Origin of the sequence: Halostella litorea (assembly GCF_004785955.1) — an archaeon.
GTDB classification, from domain to species: domain Archaea; phylum Halobacteriota; class Halobacteria; order Halobacteriales; family Natronoarchaeaceae; genus Halostella; species Halostella litorea.
Map to the genome: position 1 here is coordinate 680,512 of NZ_SJER01000001.1, position 16,976 is coordinate 697,487.

The 16,976-nt window shown below is 67.9% G+C and carries 20 protein-coding genes and 1 tRNA gene; 11 read left to right on the plus strand and 10 right to left on the minus strand.

The features are described 5' to 3' along the window. Window positions 1-166: 166 nt before the first annotated feature. The 3 genes from EYW40_RS08995 (at window position 167) to EYW40_RS09005 (ending at window position 2,283) form a co-directional block, all read left to right on the plus strand. Window positions 167-952: a helix-turn-helix transcriptional regulator gene (locus tag EYW40_RS08995; protein ID WP_135821275.1), complete on the plus strand. Its 786-nt coding sequence runs from the start codon at window positions 167-169 to the stop codon at window positions 950-952. A 366-nt stretch (window positions 953-1,318) separates the two neighbouring features. Next, on the plus strand, window positions 1,319-1,630 hold the full coding sequence (locus EYW40_RS09000) for a hypothetical protein (protein ID WP_135821276.1): 312 nt from the start codon (window positions 1,319-1,321) through the stop codon (window positions 1,628-1,630). Beyond that, the gene (locus EYW40_RS09005) at window positions 1,627-2,283 is read left to right on the plus strand and encodes a hypothetical protein (RefSeq protein ID WP_135821277.1); all 657 of its coding nucleotides are present in this window, start codon (window positions 1,627-1,629) and stop codon (window positions 2,281-2,283) included. Before EYW40_RS09000 ends, EYW40_RS09005 begins: the two co-directional genes overlap by 4 nt. A 323-nt stretch (window positions 2,284-2,606) precedes the next feature. Here the strand turns inward: EYW40_RS09005 and EYW40_RS09010 are convergent. After that, window positions 2,607-2,679 (minus strand) — tRNA-Pro (locus EYW40_RS09010). A gap of 88 nt (window positions 2,680-2,767) precedes the next feature. Continuing rightward, on the minus strand, window positions 2,768-3,364 hold the full coding sequence (trmY, locus tag EYW40_RS09015; RefSeq protein ID WP_135821278.1) for a tRNA (pseudouridine(54)-N(1))-methyltransferase TrmY: 597 nt from the start codon (window positions 3,362-3,364) through the stop codon (window positions 2,768-2,770). A gap of 91 nt (window positions 3,365-3,455) precedes the next feature. Here trmY and EYW40_RS09020 point away from each other — a divergent pair, with 91 nt between their 5' ends. After that, window positions 3,456-3,785: a DUF8000 family membrane protein gene (locus EYW40_RS09020; protein WP_135821279.1), complete on the plus strand. Its 330-nt coding sequence runs from the start codon at window positions 3,456-3,458 to the stop codon at window positions 3,783-3,785. A 55-nt stretch (window positions 3,786-3,840) separates the two neighbouring features. Continuing rightward, entirely contained in the window at window positions 3,841-5,154 is a 1,314-nt protein-coding gene (locus EYW40_RS09025; RefSeq protein ID WP_135821280.1) for a tRNA pseudouridine(54/55) synthase Pus10, read from the plus strand. A 52-nt stretch (window positions 5,155-5,206) separates the two neighbouring features. Here EYW40_RS09025 and EYW40_RS09030 read toward each other — a convergent pair whose 3' ends face one another. Continuing rightward, window positions 5,207-6,025 carry a hypothetical protein gene (locus EYW40_RS09030; RefSeq protein ID WP_135821281.1) on the minus strand — a complete coding sequence of 273 codons (819 nt, stop codon included), beginning with the start codon at window positions 6,023-6,025 and terminating at the stop codon, window positions 5,207-5,209. Between the two features lie 373 nt (window positions 6,026-6,398). On the opposite strand from EYW40_RS09030, the gene rnhB reads away from it, so the two are divergent. Then, window positions 6,399-7,046, plus strand: a complete 648-nt coding sequence (gene rnhB, locus EYW40_RS09035) for a ribonuclease HII (protein ID WP_135821282.1) — start codon at window positions 6,399-6,401, stop codon at window positions 7,044-7,046. Here the strand turns inward: rnhB and EYW40_RS09040 are convergent. Together EYW40_RS09040 and secF are read right to left on the minus strand one after the other, a co-directional pair. Beyond that, window positions 7,043-8,602, minus strand: coding sequence for a preprotein translocase subunit SecD (locus EYW40_RS09040; protein ID WP_135821283.1), 1,560 nt, complete (start codon window positions 8,600-8,602; stop codon window positions 7,043-7,045). The genes rnhB and EYW40_RS09040 overlap by 4 nt on opposite strands. Further along, window positions 8,599-9,468, minus strand: coding sequence for a protein translocase subunit SecF (secF, locus tag EYW40_RS09045; protein WP_135821284.1), 870 nt, complete (start codon window positions 9,466-9,468; stop codon window positions 8,599-8,601). Before secF ends, EYW40_RS09040 begins: the two co-directional genes overlap by 4 nt. Window positions 9,469-9,587: 119 nt before the next feature. Between secF and EYW40_RS09050 the strand changes: the two genes are divergently transcribed. Continuing rightward, window positions 9,588-9,902 carry a DUF7968 family protein gene (locus EYW40_RS09050; RefSeq protein WP_135821285.1) on the plus strand — a complete coding sequence of 105 codons (315 nt, stop codon included), beginning with the start codon at window positions 9,588-9,590 and terminating at the stop codon, window positions 9,900-9,902. A gap of 30 nt (window positions 9,903-9,932) precedes the next feature. On the opposite strand, the gene EYW40_RS09055 is transcribed toward EYW40_RS09050, so the two are convergent. Beyond that, complete coding sequence (locus tag EYW40_RS09055) at window positions 9,933-10,409, minus strand: DUF5812 family protein (RefSeq protein WP_135821286.1); 477 nt, start codon at window positions 10,407-10,409, stop codon at window positions 9,933-9,935. Window positions 10,410-10,440: 31 nt separating this feature from the next. Continuing rightward, window positions 10,441-10,986 (minus strand): DUF8056 family protein, encoded by a 546-nt coding sequence (locus EYW40_RS09060; RefSeq protein ID WP_135821287.1) that lies wholly within the window; start codon window positions 10,984-10,986, stop codon window positions 10,441-10,443. 93 nt (window positions 10,987-11,079) lie between these two features. Here EYW40_RS09060 and EYW40_RS09065 point away from each other — a divergent pair, with 93 nt between their 5' ends. The 3 genes from EYW40_RS09065 to EYW40_RS09075 all read left to right on the plus strand — a co-directional run bounded on the left by EYW40_RS09065 (window position 11,080) and on the right by EYW40_RS09075 (window position 13,865). Further along, a complete protein-coding gene (locus EYW40_RS09065; protein WP_135821288.1) occupies window positions 11,080-12,372 on the plus strand; it encodes a glucose-6-phosphate isomerase in 1,293 nt (430 codons plus the stop codon). 79 nt (window positions 12,373-12,451) lie between these two features. Further along, window positions 12,452-13,609 carry a CPBP family intramembrane glutamic endopeptidase gene (locus tag EYW40_RS09070; protein ID WP_135821289.1) on the plus strand — a complete coding sequence of 386 codons (1,158 nt, stop codon included), beginning with the start codon at window positions 12,452-12,454 and terminating at the stop codon, window positions 13,607-13,609. Between the two features lie 109 nt (window positions 13,610-13,718). After that, the gene (locus EYW40_RS09075) at window positions 13,719-13,865 is read left to right on the plus strand and encodes a CopG family transcriptional regulator (RefSeq protein ID WP_135821290.1); all 147 of its coding nucleotides are present in this window, start codon (window positions 13,719-13,721) and stop codon (window positions 13,863-13,865) included. Between the two features lie 4 nt (window positions 13,866-13,869). Here EYW40_RS09075 and EYW40_RS09080 read toward each other — a convergent pair whose 3' ends face one another. The 3 genes from EYW40_RS09080 to EYW40_RS19970 form a co-directional block, all read right to left on the minus strand. Beyond that, window positions 13,870-14,334 carry an NOB1 family endonuclease gene (locus tag EYW40_RS09080; protein WP_135821291.1) on the minus strand — a complete coding sequence of 155 codons (465 nt, stop codon included), beginning with the start codon at window positions 14,332-14,334 and terminating at the stop codon, window positions 13,870-13,872. Next, window positions 14,335-14,580, minus strand: a complete 246-nt coding sequence (locus tag EYW40_RS09085; protein WP_135821292.1) for a PRC-barrel domain-containing protein — start codon at window positions 14,578-14,580, stop codon at window positions 14,335-14,337. A gap of 61 nt (window positions 14,581-14,641) precedes the next feature. Continuing rightward, window positions 14,642-14,824, minus strand: coding sequence for a hypothetical protein (locus EYW40_RS19970; RefSeq protein ID WP_135821293.1), 183 nt, complete (start codon window positions 14,822-14,824; stop codon window positions 14,642-14,644). Window positions 14,825-14,993: 169 nt separating this feature from the next. Between EYW40_RS19970 and infB the strand changes: the two genes are divergently transcribed. Further along, complete coding sequence (gene infB, locus EYW40_RS09095) at window positions 14,994-16,796, plus strand: translation initiation factor IF-2 (protein WP_135821294.1); 1,803 nt, start codon at window positions 14,994-14,996, stop codon at window positions 16,794-16,796. Window positions 16,797-16,976 lie beyond the last annotated feature (180 nt).

Consider the following 16,976-nt stretch of genomic DNA (forward strand, 5'->3'; position numbering starts at 1 on the left):
TCGTTCCAGCAGTAACTTAGGATCCAAAACCTGTCCATTTCGAACGATAATTGTGATATTTACAGTGTAAGTGCATCCACTGAGCAAGTGCCCACAGTCTGGGTGTTCTCTCAGGTACTGGTGGAGAATAACCAGACGTAAAAGCGATAACTCGGTCTGTTTCGATATGATTGGTGCTGAGGGGGAGCAGCTGCGTGATGTCCTTTCAAAGCGGTACCGGATCGTCGAAGCGCTTTCTGAGAGCCGAAAAACGAAACCAGAACTTGTAGATGATCTTGAGTCTTCTCGCTCAACGATCAACCGAGCGATCAAAGAGCTTCTTGATGTCAAGTGTGTTGAAGCAGCCCAACCAGCAGGACAGCAGTTCCGACTGACAGCGGCAGGACAGGCAGCTCTTCAATTCCACCGAGATTATCGAATGGAAACTGAGCAAGTTCAAACCAACACCACATTATTAAACACCTTGCCTTCAGATTCGCTGGATAAAGCATTCCTCGCCGATGCGGATATCTATTCGTCAGTCCGCACTCCAGATGTTGCTCATCAGCCCGGTACGGAATTATTGGAGGAGGCAAACAGAATGATTGGAACTGCCTCTGTTGTCCAACGCGAATATTTTACCAACTTTATTGAACGTCTACAAGAAGGAGACTTCGAATTGGAGCTAATTCTTGAAAACAATCTTGTCGAAGCTATAGAACAGAACTATGAGAACGAATTTGACTCTCTTCTAGGATTCAACACGGTCCAGATATATGTCGCTGATGAACCGTTTCCCTACGCGCTCTGGCTGACCGAACAAGGGACACGCGAATACGCAGGAATCACACTGTACGAAAACGGTGGAGTAAATGGTACAATTGTCAACGACACTGATTCTGCTATCACGTGGGCGAAGACCCAGTACTCTGAGTACCGAGAATCAGCATCGGAACTAAAACGTTCTATCTGATGGCAACAGCATTCATTCTCTCACCATCAGAAAAAGAGAACAAAATGCCGGTGTAGGTACAGGTCCTCCACCTCAGTATGGCCACCCCACTGGGGTAGCCGTTCTTCTAATGTCGCGTCACATGATGGGTAACACGACGCAGCACGCGGATATCTCACCACCCAATATTACGAAGGGTGGGTTCAAGGCGACGACAAACGCGAGTTTGTCAACGGTAGGGAAGAGAATTCGGACCCCAATACGACACGCACCGATTGACAGTATGGATGGTGAACTGGCAGCACAACCATACTGCCGTTTGAACGGTTTAGGGGCCCTATAACCCCAATACTGAGCTTTTTACATTACCGGCGGCTACCGCTAACTATGGACCCACCTCTCGATATCGACCACTTCACGCGAATAGAATTCGGCGACGCGATCAATGACGACGAAGACGACAGCGACGACGGGCATTACGGCCGTGCAGTCCCACGTGACCACGTCATACCCGTCACTGTAGACCCACACGCAGTGCTCCGCGACATTAGTGCCGAAGACACCATCACTGCAGTTGCGTACGAGGACACACACGATGCACTGCTAACGCCCGCAGCCGAGGACGGCAGTGTGGACATCGAGGCGCGCGAGTGGCAGACGACATTCAGATTCACTGCCGATATCACCATCGAACAATGACCAGGAGCATCGACTCGATAAAACATGACGCAAACCAGTATATCAAAATCACCATCAACTGTGTAGACGGCGACGGAGATGTCAAGGTCGCAGCCAACCCAGCACGAGCGACCGTCACAGCCCAATACAAGTACACTCCTAACGAGGCGCTCATGGCGACCGAGTGCGTCAGTGCGGACGACGATCGCGGCGAAGCACACGCGGCGATCCGCGACGCGCTCGCAGGACTCGATATTGATGACGATGTCCACCAGACGATCGACCGACTGGAACGAGTCGGGCACTGGATGGACGACCAGGACCCCGTGTTGCCAGACGACATCACGGGCGTGGACGTGCACGGCGACTACAAGGCGCTCCGCAGCGGGCAGGACATGCTCCTCGTTGAAGACGACGGCACTGCGCATCGCGGGCAAACACCGTTCGTGAAGATCGGCGACAACCTCGCGCCCGCGGACGAACTTCGTGACGACCTCGATCAGAAAGTTGAGCGACGGGTAAAACGCAGGATGTGCGGGCAGCAACGCACGCACTACGAGGAAGAGGTTGATGGCCGGGTTCGGGCGGGAATAATGGAAGTGGAATCCTTGGAAGAGGCCGCGCGTGTTGTTCGTGGTGACCTGGATGAGAACAACGATCAGGGCAGTAACTAGGAGGACGGCGGTAGTGACGGTGAGCAGGCGATGCTCACAGGATTCTAGCGCGCAGCTGGCCGGTGAAGCCAGATCAGGCGATCGGCCGACCCGCCAAAGTGCTTGCGCTGCAGGCACCCCAAGCACAACACATCCTTTCTAGTCAATTCCTCCACCCACGGTTGAACCTCCACTTTCACCGCGCCGACTCTCGCAAAACCACCAGCAAGCGCGACCCGCAACATGAGTCATGTTCGACTCTCACCTGCCAAACCGGCGATCGAGACCCCGAACCCCAAGCTATACGGGGATTATCCTCGACTTTCAGAAAACACGGGCGGAAGTGGGCCGGCGCGAATTCGAATCGCGGTTACGGCCACCCGAAGGCCGAAGGATACCAAGCTACCCCACCGGCCCGCACATGAAGCAATGGCGGGGTCGTTTTTAACGGTTGCGAAACGGACGACGGCCGGCGGTTCCCGCGGCCGGATGGCGGCTCGGACCGTCAGTACTCGGCGAAGCCGCCGGTGTCGAGGTAGTTGTGCGCGACGGTGATCGCGTGGTCGGCGTGGAGGCGCTCGGGGCCGAGGCGGACGCGGTGGTCGGCGGCGTCGGCGAGCAGGTCCGCCTCCGCGGGTTCGAAGTCGTGGTGGTCCGAGAGGACGAACGCGGGGTCGGCGGGCGGCGCGACGTCGACGACGGGGTCGCCGTCCTCGTGGAGCTGGACGACCGTGCTCTCGCTCGCCACGTCCTCCAGTACCGGCTCGAACCCGCGGCGGGTGAGCGAGACGCCGGGGCTGGTCTCGACCGGCATGTGGCCGATCGCTTCCTCGCGCTCGTCCAGCGCGCCGCGGACCAGCGCCGCGGTGGAGCGCTCGTCGGGGTTGAGCCGCCGGAGGTCGGCCCCGTCGAAGGTGACGGTGAACTCGTCGGCCAGCACGAGGTGGACGCGGACCGACTCCCGGATGTCGTGGGAGAGGAAGAAGGCGCTGTTGACGCAGCGACAGAGCACGTCGAGGCGGCCCGCGCCGCCGGCGATGTCGTCGAGCGGGAAGTCGGCCGTCGTCGGCGCGTCGTGGCCGAGCACGATGAACTGGCGCATGGCCGGTGTGTCGTGGGGGTCGGGCTTCCATCTGTCGAGTTCGACCGGGCGGAAAAGCCTATGCGTCCCGCGGCCGACGCGCCCGACACGGATGTCGCGGACGTTCGAGCTATCCGGCTCCGCGCTGGTCCGCCTCTTCGAGGCGGCGTCGCTGGTCACGCTGGTCGTGTTCGTGGCCCCGGTGCTGTGGCCGCTGAACGACGCCGCCAGTCTGGCGCTGGCCGGCCTGTTCGCGCTGGCGCTGGCCGCGCTCGTCGCCGCCATGTGGCGGAGCCGGAACGCCGGCGACGTGGCGCGTCTCGATACGGGCTACGACATCGCGTACGACCCGGGGTCGTACCCCGGACAGGCGGCCAAGGAGCGGTGGCGGAAGGCGGTGGAGCGCCTGCCCGGGAGCGACGGGGACGACGAGGACGAGTGAGTTCTGACGCCGCGCGACCGAAGAGTACGTACCGCCGGGGCGCGACCACACGCCCATGACTGTCCTTGAGGACGCGCGCCGCGTCGCGGCCGGGGGTCCCGTCTGCGACGCCTGTCTCGGGCGGCCGTTCGCGGACCGGAGCTTCGGGCTGACGAACGCCGAGCGCGGCAAGGCGCTGCGGGTCGCCGCCGCGCTGGCGGACGACGAGCCGTACGAGTCCCCGGATCCGGCCGACTGCTGGGTGTGCGAGGGGTTCGTCGCGGAGTTCGACGACTGGGCGGAGCGGGTCGCCGAGGCCGTCGACGGCGTCGAGTTCGGGACGTACCAGGTCGGGACGCGCGTCCCGCCGCTGGTCGAGGAAAACGAGCGCCTGCTCCGCGAGGAGGCGGGGCTGCCCGAGGACGCGGGCGAGACGTTCAAGTCCGAGTTCAACCGCGAGGTCGGCAAGCGCGTCGGCCGGCTGACCGGCACCGACGTGGACTTCGAGCGCCCGGACGTGCTGGCGCTTCTGAACCTCGAACGCGAGGGCGACGTGGAGGTGCAGGTCAACCCCGCGTTCGTCTACGGGCGCTACCGGAAGCTGAAACGTGACATCCCCCAGACCGAGTGGCCCTGCCGCGAATGTGGCGGCAGCGGGAAACAGCTCGGCGACGACGGGGAGGAACCCTGCGACTACTGCGACGGCAGCGGCTACCTGTACGACGAGAGCGTCGAGGAACTCGTCGCGCCCCACGTCCGCGAGGCGATGGACGGCGCGGACGCCGTGTTCCACGGCGCGGGCCGCGAGGACGTCGACGCCCGGATGCTGGAGGCGGGCCGCCCGTTCGTCGCCGAGGTGAAGGAGCCGGGCCGCCGGAGCCCGGACGCGGCCGAACTGGAGGCGCGGATCAACGAGGCCGCCGACGGCAAGGTCGAGGTGACGGACCTCGCGCTAGCGACCCACGAGATGGTCGAGCGCGTGAAGGAACTCGACGCGAGCAAGACCTACCGGATGGACGTGGCGTTCGACGAACCCGTCGCGGCGGCGGCGCTGGCCGAGGCGCTGGCGGAACTCGACGGGACGACCGTCGAGCAGTACACGCCGGAGCGCGTCGACCACCGCCGCGCGAGCGTGACGCGGACCCGCGAGGTGTACGACATCGAGGGGAGCCTCGACGACGCCGCGGACGGAACCGCCACGCGCGCGACGCTGGAACTCCACGGCGAGGGCGGCCTCTACGTGAAGGAACTGGTCAGCGGCGACGGCGGGCGCACGGAGCCGAGCCTCGCCGGCCTGCTCGGCGTCGACGCGGAGGTGACCGCGCTGGACGTGGTCGACGTCCGGGGCGAGGACGAGCCGTTCGACGACCCCGAGTACCTCCGGGAGTAGCCCGAAACGGGGTGACCGCGTAGCAAAAACGGGCCGTGAGCCGGCTACCGGTTCACTCGATCACCAGCTCCCACGAGGCGTCGGCGTAGACCGTGAACCACCGAACGCCCGGGTCGCCCAGCGTCGTTTCGTCCTCGTACGGGCCCGACAGTTCGTCCGCGACGGCCTCCCTCCCGGATGGCCCCGTCCCCGATTCGAGGACGCTGTCGACGATGAAGTCGGAGCTACCGTTGTGGGTCACGGCGACCGTCTCCCCACCGCTGAGTTCGACCGGACCGACGACGTCGTTTCTGACCCCTTCGACCGACGCCGGCGGGAGCTGGCGCGCGTCGGAACCGGTGTCGGGCGAGCCGAGCTCCAGTTTCCACTCGCCGTCGCATTCGACCTCGAACGTGTACTCCCCGCTCTCGACCGGCACGCCGTCGGTGCCACCGAGCCCGTTGAACTCGTTGATCACCCGGATGGTGCTCCCGCCTTCGTCCTTGAGTTGGGCCAACAGCTGGTCGCCGTTGAACGCGTAGTCGATGGCGTTGAACCCGCCCCCCAGCGAGAAGGTCCGCTCGCCGTCGCCCTCGCCCGTGAGGACGACCGGGTCGTCGATGTGGGCGTCCCACGACCGCGAGAGCCGGTCCAGCGTGGACGGCTCCCCGCGCGCCGTCGTGGTCGTCTCGTCGGCGGTTTCGGCCTCGGCGGCGGTTTCGGTGGTTTCGGCGATCACCTCCGTTTCCCCGCCGCTGTCCGTCGCTGTGCTGCCACCGGGGGCGTCCGTCTCGCCGTCGTTCAGCGCCGACGACCCGTCGTCCCCGCTACACCCGGCGACGATGGCCGATATCGCTGCTCCGCTGCCGGCAAGGAATTTCCGTCGTTCCACGGCGGGAAATTACAGGACGGTAACAAAAACCTGTCTTTCGGTTGCTAATTTCGCCCCCCGAACCGGTAACCAGTCTGGTCGGGGCCGACCGGGCCGAACGGGACCGGTCCGGCCGGCCCAACGCTTTTCCCCGTCACGCCGTACCATACCACGGGGCGATGCCCGATGTGCCATGAACTAGCCAACCACGAGCGCGAACTCGCGTACGAACCCGACGAGGAGGTCGACGAGGGGGAGGACCTCGCCGATCCGGACCCGGCCGTCCCGCCCGCCGACGACGACTGAGTCAACCCGCCCGTTCTTTCCGCCCGCCGCCGCTCCCGAGCCGCCGGCAACCGCAAACGGTTTTCCGCCGCTCCGCCGAGAGGGGCGCATGACCGGCGTGTTCGGCGCGGACGAGGCTGGCCGCGGCCCGGCGCTCGGGTCGCTGTTCGCGGCGGCGGTGGCCGTCGACGACCCGGCGGCGCTGCCCGACGGCGTCGACGACTCGAAGCGGATCGCCCCGGAGCGCCGCGAGGAACTCGCCGCGCGACTGCGTGACGACGACCGGGTCCGGGTCGGCGTCGCGTCGGTCCCGCCGGCCCGCATCGACGCGCCCGACACCGACATGAACGCGCTCACCGTCGCCGCGCAGGCCGAGGCGCTTTCCGCCGTCGTCGAGGGGGGCATGCGCGGCGTGGTCGACGCCTGCGACACCAGCGAGGCGCGGTTCGCGCGGCGCGTGGGCGACGCGCTGGACGCCGCGGTCGACCTGTCGGCCGAACACGGCGCGGACGAGCGCCACGCGGTCGTCGGCGCGGCCAGCGTCGTCGCCAAGGTCGAACGCGACGCGGAGATGGCGCGCTACGCGGACGAGTACGGCGCGGTGGGAAGCGGCTACCCGAGCGACCCGACGACGCGGTCGTTCCTCGCGGACTACGTCGCGGAAAAGGGCGACCTCCCGCCGTTCGCGCGGGAGACGTGGGCGACCTGCGAGGACGCGCTCGCGGCGGCCGAGCAGGCCGGGCTGGACGACTTCTAGCGGTCCGTCAGCAGGCTACGGAGGATGTCGCCGTACGCCGGCCGGGTGACGACCACGCCGACGATGACGCCGAGGATGGTGATGATGGCGAAGCCCTGCAGGTCGCCGAGGCTGAGCACGGCGAGCGGGCTCATCGCGACGATGGTCGTCGCGGCGGCCGCGCCGATCACCCAGAACGCCCGCCTGAAGCGGTTCTGGAAGACGCGGCTGGAGTCGACGTCGCCCTCCGACATCACCTCGTCGGCGATGATGATCAGGTCGTCCACCCCCGTCCCGATGACGGCGATGAACCCGGCGATCACCGACAGATCCAGCGGGTACTGGACCGCCGCCGAGAAGCCAAGGAGGATGACCACCTCGGACAGCGCGGTGACGACCATCGGGGCCGCGACGCGGACGTTGCCGTACCGGAAGTAGACGGTGAGGCTGACCGCGATGACGGCGATGATCCCGGTGATCAGGGAGTTGGTCTTGAACTGGTCGGCCAGCGACGGCTCGACGTAGGACTCCTGGGCCTCGTCGAAGTCCAGCGGCGCGGGCAGGCGGCCGGCGCGCAGGTTGATCTGGAGGTCCTGGGCGTCCTGCTGGCTGGTCGTCGTCATCCGGAACGTCGGGTCGCGGTTGAAGTCGCCGTTCCGGATGCTGGTGGCGAGGTTCCGCCGGACGCCGGCGCTGTACACGACTTCGCCGTCGACGACGGTCTGGAGGCAGTAGCCGTTGTCGGTGCCGTTCGGCCCGGCGTCGGGCTGGCAGTTGCTGATCCCCTCCGCCTCGGTGAACCCGGCCTCGTTCAGCGTGTTCGAGAACTGCTCGGCCGCGCCCTCCCGGAGCGTCACGGAGACGTGGTAGCCGTCGTTCCGGTCGTTGGCCTGTGCCTGCCCGACGGACTGGAGGTCCTCCTGCTGGAGCACCGTCTCGGTGCGGTACTCGGTCGAGCCGTTGACCTGCACCGGGTACCGGGCGTCGATCCGCACGTCGCCGCGTTCGCTCAGGAGGTTCCGCAGTTCCTGACGGTCGCGGTTCGGCGCTTCCACCACGATGTAGTGTTCGCCCGACGCCGTGGTCACCTGCGTGACCGTCCCGCCGGCGAGGCCGGACTCGGATATCTTGCTGTTGACGACGTCGACGATCCCCTGTCTCGTCTCCTCGGTGACGCCGTCGCGTATCTCGCCGTAGGAGACGCCGGAGGCCTCCAGCGCGGCCGCGAACTCCTCTTCGGAGACGCTCGCGTTGAACACCTCGACGGTGCCGTCCGCACGGTCGGCCCGGACGTCGATGCCGCGGACGCCGAGTTCGTTGGCGACCTGTCGCTCGACGGCGCTCTCGGTCTCGAACTCCGCGTCCTCGGCGGTCATGCCGACCGGCGGCGCCCGGATCCGCGCGCCGCCGTCCAGTTCGATGCCGTACTGGAGGTTCGTCAGGCCGTCGCTGCCGACGGACTGGTTGCCGCCGCTGCCGCCGCCGACGACGCCGCCGGGGACGAACAGCGCGACCGCACTGAGCGCGAGCAGGACGACCAGCATCACGATCCGCCAGTTCTCGCGGAGCGCGCTCATCGGCCCACCCCCTCGAACTTGTACCAGCGAAGCAGACTGAGGTTCAACATGTAGGTGTTCATCAGGTCGGCCGTGAGCCCGAACACGAGCACGAGACCGATGTCCGCGAGCAGGTCGATGCCGAACAGCGTCGCGGTGACCGCCATCACCGCCATCGCGGAGATGGACGTCAGCGTCATCGTGACGCCGGTCCGCATCGCGCGGTGGGTGCTGTCGTAGAACTCGCCCGACCGCCGCAGGATGTGGTTGTTGAGCAGGATGTCGGAGTCGACGCTGTAACCGATCAGCATCAGGAGGGCGGCGACGGTGCCGAGCGTGAGGTCGATCCCGAAGAGGTTCATCAGCGCCAGCGGGATCACGATGTCGCTGAACGCGGAGATGACGATGGCGATGCTCGGCACGAACGTCCGGAAGAGGGCGAAGGCGAGCAGGCTCATGCCGGCGAACGCGATTATCAGGCCGTAGAACGCCTCGGTCTGTGTCTCGGCCCCGAAGCTCGGGCTGGTCGACGAACTCGACCGGATGTCGAACCCGGCCGACTCCGCCTGGGCGACGTAATCACCCGTCGACCCGCCCTCGGTCGCCTTGAACTCCACGATGTACGTGTTCGGTTCGCCCTGCACCTCGCGCACCGAGTTCGGCTCCTGGTCGAACGCGGCGCGGATGTCGTCGGGCGACTGGTCCGTCTGGATCGTCAGCTCCTCCCCGCCGGTGAAGGCGATGCCGGGGTCGACGGGGGCCCCGGTGAACAGATACCACCCGAGAAGCACCGCCAGCGCGACCGCGAGGACGGCCAGGGGCACGGCCGCGAGCTGGCGGTTGGTGTACCGGGTGTAATCGATCTCCGGTACTTCGAACTCTACCATGGCCGCGACTTGTGCCTCCGCCCCGAATAAGCCTTCTTATATCCGGAACCGCCGCGAGACCGCCTGTTGGACGTTAACATTGCGTGTAGAATTTGTGTCCGCGGCGCGTACGCCCCGGCATGCCCGACACCGCAAACACCGTGGTCGTCTCGTACCCGGCCGACCTGAGCGACTGGGGGCGCTTCCAGGTCGAGAAACCGTCGTTCCGGGCGTTCCTCCGGCGCACCCGCGACGCGGCCGCCGCGGGCGACGTGTGGGAGGAGTTCGTCGGCGTGGGCTGCTGTGGCGACGCGCTCGACGTACCGCTCCGGGTCGAGTCCGTCGACGGCCCCGAACGGGTCGGCGACGACACCGCGTTCGAGTTCGCGGTCCGCGAGGCCTGCGACGTCGAGGGCGGGTGGCGCGTCCAGAGCGCCGGCGGCCCGACGGCGTAGCCGGGCGGCCGCCGCCCCGGCGGGAGCGGGTTAGTCCGGCAGGTACCGGACGTTCACCACGCCCTCCTCGTCGTCGGTGCGGACCTCCACGCGGACGGCGTCGAGGCGCGCGGCCCGCGCGAGCGTCGCCTCGTCCTCCAGTACATCGGCCGCGGCGTCGGCCACGTCCGTCCCCTCGGGCACCGACAGGACGTGGATCTCGCCGGTCCCGGCCCGCTCCTCGCGGGTCAGGTCGCCCGGCTCCTGCTCGGCGGCCAGTTCCATCGCCTGCGTCGTCGGCGAGAGGTCGCTGTCGACGAGTTCGACCTGCCGGCGCCCTTCGACCTCGACGACCTGCCACGACACCTCCAGGGGCGGGTCCGGCGCTATCGTCGCGGTCAGCACGTCGTCGGCCTCGACGCCGGGGTTCGACGACAGCGTGTGCACCTGGCTGTCCGCGACGTCCCGCAGGACCGCGGACTCCTCGTCGGCGTGCGTGACGACGAACGTCCCCGTCTTCTCGCTCATGGGCGGACGAACGGCCTCGACCCTTTTCCGCTCACCGATAGCGACGGTGGACCAGCCCCATCAGCGCGGCCGCCGCCGCCGGGACGACCGGCGACGCGACAGGGGGGATCGCATACAGCAGGGAGACGACGGGGGCCGCGAGGCCGCTCGGCTCCGGGCGAGTGACGGTCTCGCCGTCGAGGACGAACGTCTCGGGCATCGAGGCGACCAGCCCGAGGTACAGCGACAGCACGAACAGGAAGCCGGCCGCCGCGAGCGCGCGGTCGTAGCGCGCGGTGCTCCCGCCGCGGCGGTGGCGGCGCGCGACGAGCAACACCGGCGCGACCAGCGGGACGACGACGAGGATCCCGACGAGGACGTAGAAGGAGCGCGAGAGGGTGAGCGACCCGCCCGCCGTGCCGAGCGTGTTGGCCACGAGCACGACAAGCGCCGAGCCGAGCAGGAAGCTCACGAGCAGTCCGACCAGCGCGCTCGCGCCGACGTAGCTCCGGAACAGCAGCGACTCGCTCGACCGGAAGGCGTAGGGGAACGCGCCGGGCAGCCCGCGGTACGCGCGCCCGTCGTCGGAGTCGGCCATTGTCGGGGATTCGGCCGAGGACGGAATAAGCGCCGCGGTCCCGCGCCGCCCGAACGCGGTACTGACTTAACCCGCCGCGACGGGCGTTGCACCATGCACGTCGACATCGGCAACGCGCTCGCGTCGGTGGCCTCGCCCGGCGTCTCGCGCGACGCGCTCGAACGGCTCGACGACGACGTCGCCGCGGCCCACGAGCGGATCGAGGCGGGCCGGGCCGACGCCGAGCACGGCTACGCCGCGCTGAACCTGCCCGAGACGACCGACCCGGACGCGATCCGCGCGGCGGTCGACCGGTTCGACGACCCGGACGCCGTCCTCACGGTCGGCATCGGCGGGAGCGCGCTCGGCGCGGCGACGCTCGCCGACGCGCTCGACTCCGACGTCGACGCGTACTTCCTCGACAACGTCGACCCGGCCCACGTCCGCGGGCTGCTCGACTCGCTCGACCTGTCGACCGTCGTCGTCAACGCCGTCTCCCGGTCGGGGACGACCGCCGAGACGCTGTCGAACTTCCTCGTCGTCCGCGAGGCGATGGACGCGGCCGGCGTCGACTGGACGGAGCACACGTTCGTCACGACCGGCGAGTCGGGGCCGCTGCGCCGCCTCTCGGAGAAACACGACCTGCCGGCGCTCGACGTGCCCGACGGCGTCCCCGGCCGGTTCTCGGCGTTCTCGACGGTCGGGCTGGCCTGCGCGGCGCTGTGTGGCCACGACCTCGACGCGGTCCTCGCGGGGGCCGCCGACGAGGCCGACCGCCTCGCCGGGTCGCTGTTCGAGTCGCCCGCCTACGCCTACGGCGCGACCGCGTACGCGCTGGACTGCCGCGGCGCGTCGGTCAACGCGATGCTGCCCTACGCCGAGTCCCTGGAGACGTACGCCGAGTGGTTCGCCCAGCTGTGGGCCGAGAGCCTCGGCAAGGACGGCCTCGGGCAGACGCCCGCCCGCGCGCTCGGCGCGACCGACCAGCACTCCCAGCTCCAGCTCTACCGCGCCGGGCCGCGGGACAAGCTCGTGACGATGGTGCGCCCGCGCGAGCGGCCCGACGTCCCGATCCCCGAGACGGACCTGGAGGGGCTGGCCTACCTCGGCGGCTCGTCGCTGGGCGAACTGCTCGACGCGGAGTTCGAGGCGACGGAGGCGAGCCTCGCCGCCGCCGGCCGCCCGTCGGTGCGGGTGGAGATAGACCGCGTCGACGAGCGCGGCCTCGGCGAACTGCTGTACGGCATGGAGGCCGCCTGCGTGCTGGCCGGCGAGCTGTACGGGATCGACACGTTCGTCCAGCCGGCCGTCGAGTGGGGCAAGCGCGCCGCCCGCGGCCTGCTCGGCGGCGGCGAGTTCGAGGAGGCCGACGCCGTCGCGGAGAAGGAACGGCTCGTCGTCGAGTGAGCCGGCGGGGCCGTCCGGGGATGCCCAAGCGCCCGCCGCAAGGGGAGAGCCTTTACTTCCGGCGACCGAAGGCGGGGGCATGAACGACACGGCAGTCGCGGGGGAGTACGCCGGGGCCGGCGACCGGTCGCTCGCGCCGGACGCGGGGGCGTTCCTCGCCGCCGTCGCACTCCTGGCGGCGGTGCTTCTGCTGTCCGACGGCGTGCTCGACGACGTGACGGTGGCCGTCGGCGGCGTGGTGGTCGCGGGCGTCGCCGCCGCGGCCTTCTTCGCGCGACGGCGGGACGTGCTGAGCAGCCGTACTGCCGCGCCGGCGGCCGCGGCCGGCAGCCTCGCGGCGGCGGCCGTCGGCGGCTACGCGCTCGCCGTCGGCGGGTCCGGCGAGCCGATCGCGTTCGGCCTCACCCCGCTGGCGGTCGGCGGGATCGGGACGCTCGTCGGCGGCCTCGGGGGCGTCCTCGCGGCCGTCGCCGACTGGCGGGCGATCCCCGACGCCCGCCTCGCGTCGATGACCCGGTCGACGGCCGTCAGCACCGGCCTCGGGCTGTTCGGCTACCTCATGCTCAACGTCGGGGCGCTGGTCGTCGCGCTGTTGCTCCTGCTGACCGTGTGGCCGGAGATCACGCCCGTCAGGGAGCAGTTCGTCAGCGCGGGCGGCCTGCTCATCGGCACCGCCGTGACGGCGTACGTGTTCGTGAACACGACGGGCGCGACGACCGACTTCTTCGACGTCCGCGTGCCGTCGCTGCGGGACGTCGGGTGGGCGGTCGCCGGCGTCTTCATCATCTTCGGGGGTCTCATCGCGGTGACGGTCGCGTACCAGGCTCTGGGCGTCCCCTCGTCGAGCCACTCCACGGTCGAGCAGGCCGCCGGGGGCAACCCCGAGATACTGCTGGTGTTGATCCCGATCACGCTTTTGGTCATCGGCCCCTGCGAGGAGCTGATATTCCGCAACATCGTCCAGAAGTCGCTGTACGACGCGTTCACCCGGCCAGTCGCGGTCGTCGTCGCCAGCGTCGTGTTCGCGCTGGTCCACATCCCGGCGTACGGCGGCGGGGCGTTCGGCGCGACGGTCGGGAGCCTCGCCACCCTGTTTACGCTCTCGATAGTGCTCGGCGCGGTGTACGCCCGGACCGACAACATCCTGGTGCCCGCGTTCGTCCACGGCGTGTTGAACGCCGTCCAGTTCGCGTCCCTCTACGTCGAACTCACGGGCGGGGTCCCCGCCCTCGTCTGAGACGGAGTGTGTCCACGGGCGGTCGTCGCGGTCCCCGGCGACGGCGTCCGGCGGCCCGTATGACGGTCGTCTGACTGAATTTTATTTTTACCCCAGTCGAATCGGAGCCATGGTCAGGCAGTACTCAATCGTCTGTGAGGACGACGTCACCGAGCGGGTGCGGCGGCTCGCCCGCGAGTACGACCTCACCGAGGAGGAGGTGCTGCGACAGCTGATCCAGCGCGGCCTCGAACAGACCGAGGGCGACAGGCGGTAGGCGGCTACGCATTCGACGGGTTCTTCCGGGAGAGCGAACTGCCACAGATCGGACAGCGGTCCCTGTTGTCGTCGAACTCGCGGCCACAGCCCTGACACTGGAAGTTCCAGTCGCGCTGTTCGGTGATCCCCTCCTTGGCGATCACGTCCACGCCGACGTTCAGCCGGTCGGCGACGTTCTGCATGGCGTAGTCGTCGGTGACGAGCGTCCCGTCGAGTTCGAACGTGGCCGCGATGAGGCGCACGTCCGTATCCGAGAGTTCCTCCAGGTCACCGATCTCCCCCGCGGCCCGGCGGACCTTCTCGACGGTCTGTTCGCCGGGGATGTGGATATGCATCCCCGAGCCCTCCATGGCGTCGAACCGGTAGGCGCTCTCGTCCTCCAGTTCCTCGCGGACCATGGGTATCGTCGCCGTCTGCTCGTCGGTGTGGTACTCGTCGATGAAGGCTGAGGAATCGAGAACGTACATTTACCGCTGGACGACGATGTAGTCTTTCACCGCCTGCACGCGCGAGACGGGGACGCGGTAGCGGCCGCCGCCGTCGGTATCGAAGTCGATGTTCCGGGCCGGGGTTTCGTCGGACGGGTCGACGAGGATGTCGTCGAGTTCCCCCGTTCGGAGGTCCATCGTGATGTTGTACAGCATTCCCAGTTCCGTGCCGTCGGAACCCATGACGGCCTTCCCCGAGAGGTTCTCGGCGAGTATGTCCGGCATACCCCTCCCTTCCCACTAATGAGATATAAACGCCACGGGGACCCCGAGCGACCGACGGAGCCTATTCCTCCGGGTCCTCCTCGGCGTTCGAGAGCCGCTGTAACTCCCGTTCGCCCTCGTACCGGCCGTTGTACGCCGGGTCGAGGTACACCTCGCCGGACCCCTCGATCCGCTCGTCGGGGTCCGCGACCGCGACGGCCTCCCGGATGCGGTGCCACAGGCGCGCGAGGGCGGCTCGGATCATATGGGGATCGTTCGCACGGCCGACCATAACCCTGACGGGGCGGTCGGCTGTGGCGCGGACGCCCCCGTCCGTCGCCGGCGACCCCGTGGCGCGGGTATCGGACGCGTGACGATACCCTTAAATGCCGCGCAGAGTACGCCTACACAAGAACCTTCTCGGGTGGTTAGCCATGTCTGATACCGAAACACGCGACCCGTCTGAATCCCTTCGCACCCCCATCGTCGCCGTCCTGGGCCACGTCGACCACGGCAAGACGAGCCTCCTCGACAAGATCCGCGGCTCCGCCGTCATCGAGGGCGAGTCCGGGGCGATCACCCAGCACATCGGCGCGACGGCCGTCCCGCTCGACGTGATCTCGGAGATCGCCGGGGAACTCGTCGACCCGGACGACTTCGACCTGCCCGGCCTGCTCTTTATCGACACGCCGGGCCACCACTCCTTCACGACGCTTCGCTCCCGCGGCGGCGCGCTGGCCGACATCGCCATCCTCGTCGTCGACGTGAACGACGGGTTCCAGCCCCAGACGCTGGAGGCGCTCGACATCCTCAAGCGCTCCGAGACGCCCTTCATCGTCGCCGCGAACAAGGTCGACACGGTGCCCGGGTGGAACCCCACCGAGGACGCGCCGATCCGGGAGAGCTACGAGGGCCAGCGCGACCGCGTCCGGTCGGACCTCGACGAGAGCCTCTACGAGATCATCGGCAACCTCTCCGACGAGGGCTTCTCCGCGGACATGTACTGGCGGGTCCAGAACTTCCAGAACAACGTCGGCGTCGTCCCCGTCTCGGCCATGACCGGCGAGGGCGTTCCGGACCTGCTGACGGTGATGATGGGCCTGTCCCAGCGCTACATGAAGGAGGCCATGGAGATAGACGTCGAGGGGCCCGGCGTCGGCACCGTGCTCGAAGTCAAAGACGAGAAGGGCTTCGGCACGACGATCGACGTGGTGCTGTACGACGGCACCGTCTCCGAGGACGACACCATCGTCGTCGGCGGCGAGAACGACCCCATCGTCACGGAGGTCCGCGCCCTGCTGAAGCCCCGCCCGCTCGCCGAGATCCGCACCGAGAGCCGGTTCGAGAACGTCGACTCCATCTCCGCGGCGGCCGGCGTGAAGATCGCCGCGCCGGAACTCGACGAGGCGATGGCCGGCGCGCCCGTCCGCGTCGTCCGCGACCGGCCGGTCGAGGAGGTCATCGAGGAGGTGCGGGCCGAACTCAGCGACATCGCCGTCTCCACCGAGGAGGACGGCGTCGTCATCAAGGCCGACACGCTCGGCAGCCTCGAAGCGATGGCCAACGCCCTCGCGGAGGCCGAGGTTCCCATCGTCCGCGCCGAGGTCGGCGACGTCGCCCCGCGGGACGTCTCCGTCGCCGACACCGCCGAGGAGGACAAGCACCGCACCATCCTCGGGTTCAACGTCGACGTGCTGGAGGACGCCGAGGACCAGGTCGACCGCGACGACGTCCACCTCTTCACCAGCGACGTGATCTACCAGCTGATCGAGGAGTACGAGGAGTACGTCGAGGAGGTCGAACAGGCCCAGCAGGAGACGGTGCTGGAGAACATCACCCGCCCCGCCCGCTTCCGCATCCTCCCGGACCACACGTTCCGGCAGAACGACCCCGCCGTCGTCGGCGTCGAGGTGCTCGCCGGCACGGTGAAGAACAACTCCCGCGTCGTCCTGTTCGAGGGCAGCGAACCCGAGCGCGTCGGGCAGATAAAAGGCATCCAGGAGCAGGGCGACGACGTCGAGGAGGCCCGCCGCGGCGACCGCGTCTCCGTCGCCATCGACGGGCCCACCGTCGGCCGTGGCATCGAGGAGGGCGACGAACTGTGGACCGAACTCCCCGAGAAACACGCCAAGATCCTCGAACAGGAACTGTCCGACGACATCCCGGCCGACGAGTTCGAGGCGCTCCAGCAGTACCTCGACAAGCAGCGCAAGCGCGACCCGTTCTGGGGGAAGTAGAGCGACCTTTTTGCCGGTCGGGTTCGCTCGCGGAGCGAGCGAACCGCTCCCGGCAAAAATGTCGATCAAAAAGGCCGCCTTCGTGAGGCTACGCCTCGCTCCGGCGGTGAAACGGCGGCTTCGCCGCCGTACGCTTCTCAGCTTTCCGCGGCGACACAGTCGGGCTTCCCACAGTCGCAC

What these genes read in the sequence shown, in the direction of transcription:
- EYW40_RS08995 (WP_135821275.1), top strand. Translation starts at nt 167, where the DNA reads ATGATTGGTGCTGAGGGGGAGCAGCTGCGTGATGTCCTTTCAAAGCGG.
- EYW40_RS09000 (WP_135821276.1), top strand. Translation starts at nt 1,319, where the DNA reads ATGGACCCACCTCTCGATATCGACCACTTCACGCGAATAGAATTCGGC.
- EYW40_RS09005 (WP_135821277.1), top strand. Translation starts at nt 1,627, where the DNA reads ATGACCAGGAGCATCGACTCGATAAAACATGACGCAAACCAGTATATC.
- trmY (WP_135821278.1), bottom strand. Translation starts at nt 3,364, where the DNA reads ATGCGCCAGTTCATCGTGCTCGGCCACGACGCGCCGACGACGGCCGAC.
- EYW40_RS09020 (WP_135821279.1), top strand. Translation starts at nt 3,456, where the DNA reads ATGTCGCGGACGTTCGAGCTATCCGGCTCCGCGCTGGTCCGCCTCTTC.
- EYW40_RS09025 (WP_135821280.1), top strand. Translation starts at nt 3,841, where the DNA reads ATGACTGTCCTTGAGGACGCGCGCCGCGTCGCGGCCGGGGGTCCCGTC.
- rnhB (WP_135821282.1), top strand. Translation starts at nt 6,399, where the DNA reads ATGACCGGCGTGTTCGGCGCGGACGAGGCTGGCCGCGGCCCGGCGCTC.
- EYW40_RS09040 (WP_135821283.1), bottom strand. Translation starts at nt 8,602, where the DNA reads ATGAGCGCGCTCCGCGAGAACTGGCGGATCGTGATGCTGGTCGTCCTG.
- secF (WP_135821284.1), bottom strand. Translation starts at nt 9,468, where the DNA reads ATGGTAGAGTTCGAAGTACCGGAGATCGATTACACCCGGTACACCAAC.
- EYW40_RS09050 (WP_135821285.1), top strand. Translation starts at nt 9,588, where the DNA reads ATGCCCGACACCGCAAACACCGTGGTCGTCTCGTACCCGGCCGACCTG.
- EYW40_RS09055 (WP_135821286.1), bottom strand. Translation starts at nt 10,409, where the DNA reads ATGAGCGAGAAGACGGGGACGTTCGTCGTCACGCACGCCGACGAGGAG.
- EYW40_RS09060 (WP_135821287.1), bottom strand. Translation starts at nt 10,986, where the DNA reads ATGGCCGACTCCGACGACGGGCGCGCGTACCGCGGGCTGCCCGGCGCG.
- EYW40_RS09065 (WP_135821288.1), top strand. Translation starts at nt 11,080, where the DNA reads ATGCACGTCGACATCGGCAACGCGCTCGCGTCGGTGGCCTCGCCCGGC.
- EYW40_RS09070 (WP_135821289.1), top strand. Translation starts at nt 12,452, where the DNA reads ATGAACGACACGGCAGTCGCGGGGGAGTACGCCGGGGCCGGCGACCGG.
- EYW40_RS09075 (WP_135821290.1), top strand. Translation starts at nt 13,719, where the DNA reads ATGGTCAGGCAGTACTCAATCGTCTGTGAGGACGACGTCACCGAGCGG.
- EYW40_RS09080 (WP_135821291.1), bottom strand. Translation starts at nt 14,334, where the DNA reads ATGTACGTTCTCGATTCCTCAGCCTTCATCGACGAGTACCACACCGAC.
- EYW40_RS09085 (WP_135821292.1), bottom strand. Translation starts at nt 14,580, where the DNA reads ATGCCGGACATACTCGCCGAGAACCTCTCGGGGAAGGCCGTCATGGGT.
- EYW40_RS19970 (WP_135821293.1), bottom strand. Translation starts at nt 14,824, where the DNA reads ATGATCCGAGCCGCCCTCGCGCGCCTGTGGCACCGCATCCGGGAGGCC.
- infB (WP_135821294.1), top strand. Translation starts at nt 14,994, where the DNA reads ATGTCTGATACCGAAACACGCGACCCGTCTGAATCCCTTCGCACCCCC.